Origin of the sequence: Mesorhizobium intechi (assembly GCF_002879535.1) — a bacterium.
GTDB classification, from domain to species: Bacteria; Pseudomonadota; Alphaproteobacteria; order Rhizobiales; family Rhizobiaceae; genus Mesorhizobium; species Mesorhizobium intechi.
This window is the reverse complement of the sequence record NZ_PNOT02000333.1, coordinates 1-9362: the sequence shown is the minus strand read 5'-3', so window position 1 is coordinate 9362 and position 9362 is coordinate 1. Positions and strand designations below refer to the sequence as shown.

Genomic DNA, 9362 nt, shown 5'->3' with positions numbered 1-9362 from the left:
GAAGAATCTCGACTGTGGGCAAGCGCCTCGGTCTTTTGATGGCGGCTACGATGCTGGCCTGCGCAAATGCGAGTGCGCTTACGCTCAAGGAAGCGATGGCGGTCGCCGTCGAATCCAATCCAGAAATCGGCCAAGCCATCGAAAATCGCGAAGCAATCGAGTTCGAGCTGCGTCAGGCCAAGGGGCTCTATCTTCCCAGCGTCGACGTGGAAGCGTCGGCCGGGGCGCGACGTCTCGACAATTCCTCCCGACGCGCGCTTTCGATAGCGAACGACGCGCTTTATCCGGCGGAAACCGATCTGACGGTATCGCAAACGGTCTATGACAGCGGCGCAAGGCGTGCTGAATTGAACCGCCAGGCCTCGCGCGTTGACGGCGCGTCGTTTCGTGTTCTGGAACGGTCTGAATTCATCGGGCTATCGGTTGTCCAGGACTACCTCGAATACATGCTTCAGGCCTCGATCGTGGCAGAGGCCAAGAAGAACCTGGGCTTCCATCAAGCAATGCTCCACGACATCCAGGAAGGCATCGCTGGCGGCGGGTTGAACGAGGCCGACCGGCAACAGGCCGAAGAGCGCCTGTTCGCGGCCAAGGCTCGCATGCAGGAAGCCTCGGAGGAGTTGGAGGCTTCGCGGATCCGGTTCTTCAAGACCGTCGGGAAGCCGTTGACCAATGCATCGAGGCCGGCCGATGTTTCCGGCGCGCTGCCAAGGTCGCTGGACGATGCGATTGGCCTTGCGCGGGAAAGCAATCCGCGCGTCCATATGGCCAACAGCGATATCGCCGCCGCGGCCTCGCTGGTGGACGCGGCTCGCGCGAAATACGGCCCCTCGATCGTCGCCGAAGGCGTCGCCCGGGCTGGGTATGACATCGACGGTGACAATGGCGACACATCCGACCTGCAGGCACGGCTGGTGCTGCGGTGGAACCTGTATCGGGGCGGCATCGACAAGGCCAATGAGCAGGAGCAGATCCGTCGCACCAGCGAGCAGCGGCTTGCGCAGCACCAGGTGCTGCGGGAAATCGAGGAAGCCGTTCGCACCTCGTGGGATCGCCGCTTCCGGCAAGCCGACCTGGCAAAGACGCTGAAGCTGCAGGCCGCTTCAAACGAGAAGCTGGTCGCGTCCTATCGCGAGCAGTTCAAGGTCGGGCAGCGCTCACTGCTCGATGTGCTGGATGCGCAGAATACGCGTTTCAACACGGCGACACTGGCCGACACCGCATCCTACGCCTCTCTCTTTGCCCAATACCGGCTTCTCGCGGCCACCGGGCAGTTGCTGAAAACGATGGACATCCGCCCGCCAAAGCAGGCAGCGGCCTATGCACGGACCGAGTTCGGGGCACCGGAAACCGCCGACACGGAGACCTATGCGCGGACGCCGTCGGAACAGAGGAACGACCTTCCATTCGATATCCTGGCACCGGTCAGGAAGAAGTAAGCGGATGCAGGGACCGATCGAGAGTCCCTAAAGGGCGGATCGTGAATCAGCAACCCAACATCCTGTCCCCGAAGGAGGCGTTCAAGGCCTGCTTCTCGGCCATTGCCGGGTATCTCGGCAGGCCGAGCGCGCAAACCGTGCTGTTCGCCGGCGTGCCGCTGTCGGACACAGCTATCGACATCGAAGCCATCCGGCATATTGCCGAGCGCATCGGCCTCGAAATCACCGAATTCAGCCATCGCGAGTTTCTTCGGGGACGCATCGACCTCCCCGCCATCGTGTTTCGGGTCAGTCAATTGCCGGTTGCCCTGCTGGCCGAAACCGAGGACGGCGCATTCACAACCGCTCCTCAGGAGGACGGCCGCTTAACCATCACGAAATCCGAATTGGCCGCCAGCTACATCAGTGGCGGCGTTTCCTTCTCGATAACATACGCCAACACTGCCGAAGGGATGAACGTCGGTTCGGCGCCTAAGATCGAGCGGCGACATTGGCTGACGGGAACGATGGGCCCGTTCTGGCGCACCTATTCGAAGGTTATCCTGGCGGCAATCTTCATCAACATGCTGGCCATCGCCTCGCCGATCTTCACCATGAACGTCTATGACAGGATCTTGCCGAACAAGGCGATATCGACGCTGTGGGTGCTGTCGATCGGCATCGGCACGGTCATCCTGTTCGACCTGCTTCTGAAAACCGCGAGGGCGTCCCTCATCGATTATGCCGGGCGCAAGGCGGACCTGCGCATTTCCTATCTGCTGTTTGAGAAAGTGCTGAACTCGTCCCTGTCGGCACGGCCAGGGTCGACGGGCGAATATGCAAATCGGGTGACGCAGTATGAATTCGTGCGCGAGTTCTTCACGTCGAACACCATCAGCGTGTTCATCGACACCGCCTTCGTGTTCGTCTTTCTCCTGGTCATCTATGCGATCGGCGGATGGTTGGTCATCATACCGGCGCTGGCCTTCGTTGCTTCCGTGATCGTCGGGCTGATCACGCAACGGCGCATAGGCAAGCGTGTCGCGGCCTCCATGAACGAGGCTTCGCAACGGCAGGCCCTGCTGGTCGAATCCATCTCCACGCTGGAGACGATCAAATCGCTGCGCGCCGAGGCGTATCTGTTGCGAAAATGGGGAGAGCATTCCAAGAACGCGTCCAACACATCCGAGAAGATCAAGCAGCTTTCGGCGGCGGCCGGCAACATAACGCAGGCCATCCAGCAGATGGTCACCGTCGCCCTGATCGTCGCCGGCGCCTACGCCTTTTCGGAAGGACACGTCTCCACCGGAGCCATTATCGGCACCGTGATGCTGGCCGGCCGGGCGGTGTCTCCACTCGGCCAGATCGCCATCACCTTGTCCAGGCTTCGCCAGGCCATGCTCTCCTTGCGCATGGTGAACTCGATCATGGCGCAGCCGGAGGATCGCCCGGATACGGTGGGCTTCGTCAACCGGCCCATTCGCAACGGCGCCATGGTGTTCAGGAATGTCGGCTTTGTCTATCCGGGCTCCGAGAACGAGGTCCTGACCGGCCTGAATTTCTTGGTGAAGCCAGGTGAGCGCATAGGCATCATCGGCCGCATAGGCTCGGGAAAGACAACGATGGGCAGGCTGATCGGCAGGCTCTTCCTGCCGACGTCGGGCGAGCTGCTGCTGGACGGCATCGACATCCGCCAATACCACCCCTCGGAGGTTCGCGCCGCGGTCGGGATCGTCGCGCAGGCCAACGATCTGTTTTCGGGCACCATCAAGGAAAACCTCCTGATGGCATGTCCGGAGGCGACCGACGAGCAGATCGTCGAAGCGGCAAAGGCTGCCGGCGTCGACGATTTCGTCTCCCGTCACCCGCGTGGCTACGACATGAATGTCGGCGAGCGTGGCACCAATCTCTCGGGCGGCCAGAGGCAGACGATGGCGATCGCGCGCCTGTTGCTTACCAGACCGAAAATCGTCTTCCTGGACGAGCCGTCGGGTTCGATGGACCTGGCTTCCGAGCGGCAGTTGATCAAGCAGCTCAAAGTGGCTTTCGACCGGAACACGACGCTTATCGTTTCAACGCATCGCTTCAGCATGCTCGAACTGGCCGACCGTCTTATCGTCATCGAGCAAGGCAGGATCGTTGCCGACGGACCAAAGGACCAAGTGATACAGGCGCTGCAGAAACAAGCACCTGAGAAACAGACTTATTGAACGCATTCAATGCGTTGGGGTTGAAGGACATGCTTGCAAGGGAAGACCGGCCGCCGCTTTTCGCGTCGGCGTCCTTGTTCATCATCGGCGCGCTCTTTGTGAGTTCGGTCGCCTGGGCATCCTATGCCGAGGTGGATGAAATTGCGCGTGGCGAAGGCAAGATCATACCGGCTTCCAAGACCCAGATCATCCAGGCCAGCGAGCCGGGCGTCGTCCAGGAAATCGCAGTGACAATCGGGCAGGTCGTCAAGAAGAACGACCTCATCATCCGCCTCGACAATACGTTCAACACCTCCAGTCTCGGCGAACAGCAGGCCAAGGCGCGGGCGCTTCAGACACGCATCGCGCGGCTCAAATTTGAACAGGCCGGCAATCTCGAAGGTCCGTTTCCGTGTCCATCCGAGATCCAGAAGGTGGCGCCGGAAATCTGCGACAACGAGCAGAAGCTGCTCGGCGCCCGCCGCGACAACTTCCAGGTCAAGCTCTCGGTTCTCAAGTCGCGCCTCGATCAGCGCGAGAAGGAGCTGGACGAAGCGACCGCCAATGCCGATCGCCTGACGAAGAATCTGGCGGTCAGCGACCAGGAGTCAAAGCTGGTCGAAGGGATGGTCAAGAAAGGCCTGATGGCGCGAACCGAGCAGCTGCGCGTCGAACGCGAGCAAGCCGAACTCAACGGTCAGCTGACGCTCGCGGGAGAAACCATCAAGAAGACCAAGTCGGCCATTACGGAAGCCCGGCTCCAGGTCGACGAACTCGGCCTGCAGTTGCAACAGGAGGCGCTCGGCGATCTGACGCAGGCGCTGGCCGACCTCTCGGTGGTGGACGAGACGATACGCGGCGCCACCGACAAGGTGGCGCGCACCGACATCCGCTCCCCCGTCGACGGCATCGTCAACACGCTTGACATCAACACGGTGGGCGCCTTCGTCCAGCCAGGCGCTGTCGTCGCCGGCATCGTGCCCACCTCCGAGACCCTGCTGGTCGAAGCGCGGGTTTCACCGCGCGATGTCGCCTTCATCCGGCCGGACCAGGACGCGCTGATCAAGATTACCGCCTATGATTTCTCGATCTTCGGCGGCATCGAGGGCAAGGTCTCCAACATCACCGCCGACAGCCTGGTCGACCAGAAGACGGGCGAGCCGTACTACCAGGTGCGCGTCGCAACCGAGAGGTCGACGCTGACGCGGGATGGCAAGACCTATTCGATCATCCCCGGCATGATCTGTTCGGTCGATATCAAGACCGGACGCAAAACCATCCTCACCTATCTGCTGAAGCCGATCAACAAGGCACGCGAGGAGGCAATGAGTGAACGATAGCGTCACCTCTCCCGCCGCCGATCGCGAGCAGCTGCTGCCACCTATGGCGACAGAGGATTTCGGGCTGGAATTCCGGGTTGTCGCGCGCGGCGGCGCGCGACGCGGCATTCGTCTGGAGCGGGCGTTCTGGACCACGCTGAAGCAGATGGCCGAAAGCCGCAAATGCACGATCGGCATGCTGATCGACGAGATCGCCGGAAGCCATGCCCACACAGGAAACCTGACGTCGGCAATCCGGGTGGCCTGCATGCGCGGACTGGCCGACGAAAACCAGACCTTGCGGAGGCTTGCGTCGATCAAGACGATCAGCGCCATTCTTGTCGCCTGCCCGTCACCGGCTTTTGCGCTCTCATCGTCGAAGAAGATCCTGACCTTCAACGCGCCGTTCCAGCAACTGGTCAGACGGCAATTGCCGGTCGCGCCGAGCGAAGATGCGCGCCACGACCTGAAGCTTGCCCTGGATCTCAATGTCGCCGACATATTCGCGCGGCTCGACGCCAACGGCGAAACGCCGGTCGCCACCGGTTTCGTCATCGGCGCGGGCGACCGCCGCTACCGGGGGCAATTGAACGCGGTGCGGGCGCCGGTGCCCGAACCGGAGCTGCTGATGGCCTTCGTATTCGGCGGCTAGCGGATACCGCCCGAAAGTGACCTCAGTTCCGGGAGACGTCATGAGAGCGAAGGCGTGCCTAACCGGGCGCTTCGCTTGGCATGCTACGGCTGCAGGCCCTCGCCAGGTGCGACCGTCGCAAGCCCGCCCTTGATATCGGCGACCTGGGCGGCGCCCGGCCTCGTGCCGTGGATCCACGCGCGGTCGGTGCTGAACGAGTACAACGGCACGTAGTCTGGAAGATCGCTGTCGCGCGAGACGACGTTGCTCAGGCTGTCCAGAATGAAGACGCCGCTGCCGGTGCTGACAGACAGCACGGCGTGAAAGAAACCGCGCTTGCGATCCTGCAGGACGACGAGCGACATGCTCTGCGCCGGAATGCCGGCACGCAGCAGCGCCGCCATCTTGAGAATGGCGAAATCCTCGCAGTCGCCCGCTCGCCGCTCGAGAATTTCGGAAGGCTTGGCCCAATAGTCGAGCTTGCCGTAAACCACGCTGTCCTTCTTGTAGGCGATCGCGTGATTTATGCTCGAGTTGATGAAGGACAGCTTGTCGACAAACCGCTTGTCCTTGGCGGCGTTGACGATCGCGGTGAAGATGCTGTTCTTGCCGTCGCACGCAGTGCCCGCGGAACAGTCGACGATTGCCTTGTAGACCGGCGCCCAACGCGCGGAAACCGGAAAATTGTGCATCGACAGCGCAACCGATCCGAACACGCCGGGAATGATCGCCGCCGTCTGGATGGGATCGATCCCTGCATTGCCTTGCGCCGTCGAAACGCCGGTTTCCCGATCGCTTGTGGCCGGACCGTAGCTGCCGAGAACCATGCCGATCCTGTAGGCCGGGGCCGGCTGCCAAGGCTGCCCCCGCAACAGCGAAATGCCCCCGAGGGCAGGAGGCGTTTCAACGTCTGCAAGCCGCGAATCGACACGATCGGCGCTGGTAGGGGCAGTGCTGGCGAACGATGGATGCGACAGGCCGAAAATGCCGATTGCCAGCAGCAGCGCTTTAAGCCCGGTTGCCCCCTGGGCAGATTTTTGTTTTGTCATAACGTCCACCTTTGACTGCGGACGCTACCAATCTCATCTCAAATTATTGGAAAGGAAGGTGGATAAGTTTCCTGTACTTCGAGCCATCTGTTTTGTGTAAAATTTTATACAAATTTATACTTATGTTTACCAAGCGACCAAAGCCAAGCCCGCCAAACCGACTGCATATCGGCCAGTGTATATCAGGTTATATGTTTCGAGTTTACCACGCACAAAAAATGCCAGAGCTCGCATATCAGAATATATGAAACGGATTGCGGGACTGTTGCAAAGTATAACTGACCCCTGTCTCTTTCCGGGAAATGCCGAAGGGGTTTGGCCATGACAACCAGTAACGATCTGGACACCGTCTCTCATTCCTGGGACGAGCACTCTGAACATAACGGCCTGCAAGCGCAGATCCAGGTCGCGGAGGCGACGCCAAAGGCTGCCCCGGCGGCCGAACCGGTTCCTGTCGATGTCGGGAGCGGCACGCCCGTGAAACCGGAAGCACCCGCACAGGCCAACGCTCCGGCGGCAGCCGCACCGCACGAATATGTGGCCGACGCCAACCATGTGGTTAAGCTTCCGGCCAACGTCTCGATCGACAACATCAAGGTCGATGGCCATAACCTCGTGCTCGAGCAGGCGGACGGTTCGGTGATCGTCATCAAGGACGGCGCCCTCAACGTGCCGACCTTCATCATCGGCGATGTGGAAGTGCCGCGTGTTGCCTTGATCGCGGCATTGGAAGCAAGTCACGTCGACGTCGCCTTCGGCGCCGACGGATCGATATCGGCGGGCCCCGGCGGTTCAACCTCGAGCGCGGGCGGAGACTTCTCGATTCCGCCCGGCGGTATCGGCGATGGGTTCGGCCTGTCGGCGCTGTTGCCGCCGACGGATCTCGCGTTCGGCCAACCGGATCATCGCGAGCTGTTCCCAAGCCTGCTACCCAACTCCACGCCGACGATCCTCGACCTGACCCCTGAGACCAGCGGCGGCGACACCATCGTGTATGAACACGGCCTGACGTCAGTTGCCGACACCAGCGAGATCAACACCGGAACCTTCGCCATTTCGTCCCCCGACGGAATCGGTTCGCTGACCGTAAACGGCCAGGTGATTTCCGGCGCCGCACTTGCCAACAGCGCATCGGTGCCCATCAACATCACCACGCCGCTCGGCAACACGCTGACCATCAACGGCTACGACGCCGCGACCGGCAAGGTGAGCTACAGCTACACGCTGGAGCATAGCGAGCAGCATCCGGCAGGCGCCGACAACAATTCCATCTTCGACAACATGACGGTGACGGTCACCGACACGGACGGCGACGTCTCGGCTCCCGGCACACTGTCGGTTCAGATCGTCGACGACGTGCCGGTTGCGCACAATGCCGATGCCGGCTCGCTAACCGAAGATGGCGCCACGACCACCGTCGGGGGCAACGTCACGACCGACTACAGCAACACATTCGGCGCCGATGGCCCGGCGGCAATAAGCCCGGTGACCTGGGGCACGGTGACCGCCACGCTGGGCGGCAATACGGTCAACCTGGGCGACTACGGCACGCTGACGCAGAACGCCAACGGTACCTGGAACTTCGTGCTGGACAGCAGCAAGCCCGCGACGCAGGCGTTGGCTGACGGCAACACGATCAACGTGTCGTTCGACTACACGCTGACCGACAAGGACAGCGACGCCGACAGCAAGACCATCACGTTCGAGATCAACGGCGCGAACGACAATGCGACCGTCGTCGTCACACCGAGCGATGACGCCAATGCCGGTGGCGCTTCCAACGTTGTGTACGAACATGGCCTGACCTCGGTTGCGGATACCAACGAGACCGATGCCGGCACGTTCAAGGTCATCGCCACCGATGGCATCCAGAGCGTGACCATCGGCACCGAGACCCACACACTGGCTGACTGGCTCGGCAAGACCATCAGCACGGGTGAAGGCACGCTGACGATCACGAGCGTGACACCCGCGGGAGCCGGTACGGAGGCCGCCTTCGCCTACAGCTACACGCTCAACGCCGCGCAGCCCCACCCCGCCGGCGACGGCAACAACACGCTACCCGACAGCGTTGCGGTGGCCGTCGACGGCGTCGGCGGCTCCCATGGCGATGGCACCATCAGCATCCTGATCGTCGACGACGTTCCTGTTGCGCACAATGCCGATGCCGGCTCGCTAACCGAAGATGGCGCCACGACCACCGTCGGGGGCAACGTCACGACCGACTACAGCAACACATTCGGCGCCGATGGCCCGGCGGCAATAAGCCCGGTGACCTGGGGCACGGTGACCGCCACGCTGGGCGGCAATACGGTCAACCTGGGCGACTACGGCACGCTAACGCAGAACGCCAACGGTACCTGGAACTTCGTGCTGGACAGCAGCAAGCCCGCGACGCAGGCGTTGGCTGACGGCAACACGATCAACGTGTCGTTCGACTACACGCTGACCGACAAGGACAGCGACGCCGACAGCAAGACCATCACATTCACAATCAACGGCACCAATGACACACCCACGATCACCGGGGACACCTCGGGCGCGGTCGTCGAGGCCGGCAATGCCGATCCCGGCACCATTGTCGCCGGCACGACCTCGACCGATCCGGGCGCGCTGACGGCCGGCACGCCGACGGTGAGCGGCACGCTGACCGCACACGATCCCGACGCGGGCGCCACGGCCACCTGGAGCGGCAATGCCGCCGGCACATATGGCAGCTTCGCCGTCAACCCGACCACGGGCGTGTGGACCTACAC

Annotated in this window: 6 protein-coding genes; 5 read left to right on the top strand and 1 reads right to left on the bottom strand. The window is 61.9% G+C overall.

Annotated features, from left to right (window positions below; translation table 11 throughout):
- Nucleotides 1–5: 5 nt before the first annotated feature.
- Genes C1D09_RS28355 through C1D09_RS28340 form a run of 4 tightly spaced genes read left to right on the top strand, consistent with a single transcriptional unit; the run spans nt 6 to nt 5578 of the window.
- On the top strand, nt 6–1439 hold the full coding sequence (locus C1D09_RS28355; RefSeq protein WP_246135911.1) for a TolC family protein: 1434 nt from the start codon (nt 6–8) through the stop codon (nt 1437–1439).
- 41 nt (nt 1440–1480) lie between these two features.
- The gene (locus C1D09_RS28350) at nt 1481–3628 is read left to right on the top strand and encodes a type I secretion system permease/ATPase (RefSeq protein WP_143977309.1); all 2148 of its coding nucleotides are present in this window, start codon (nt 1481–1483) and stop codon (nt 3626–3628) included.
- 29 nt (nt 3629–3657) lie between these two features.
- Nucleotides 3658–4947: an HlyD family type I secretion periplasmic adaptor subunit gene (locus C1D09_RS28345; protein ID WP_143977308.1), complete on the top strand. Its 1290-nt coding sequence runs from the start codon at nt 3658–3660 to the stop codon at nt 4945–4947.
- Nucleotides 4937–5578 (top strand): ribbon-helix-helix domain-containing protein, encoded by a 642-nt coding sequence (locus C1D09_RS28340; RefSeq protein ID WP_167514793.1) that lies wholly within the window; start codon nt 4937–4939, stop codon nt 5576–5578. Before C1D09_RS28345 ends, C1D09_RS28340 begins: the two co-directional genes overlap by 11 nt.
- Nucleotides 5579–5661: 83 nt before the next feature.
- Here C1D09_RS28340 and C1D09_RS28335 read toward each other — a convergent pair whose 3' ends face one another.
- Nucleotides 5662–6606, bottom strand: coding sequence for a transglutaminase-like cysteine peptidase (locus C1D09_RS28335; protein ID WP_143977307.1), 945 nt, complete (start codon nt 6604–6606; stop codon nt 5662–5664).
- Between the two features lie 321 nt (nt 6607–6927).
- Here C1D09_RS28335 and C1D09_RS28330 point away from each other — a divergent pair.
- The coding region (locus C1D09_RS28330) for a VCBS domain-containing protein (RefSeq protein ID WP_208760441.1) at nt 6928–9362 on the top strand (2435 nt) is incomplete at its 3' end.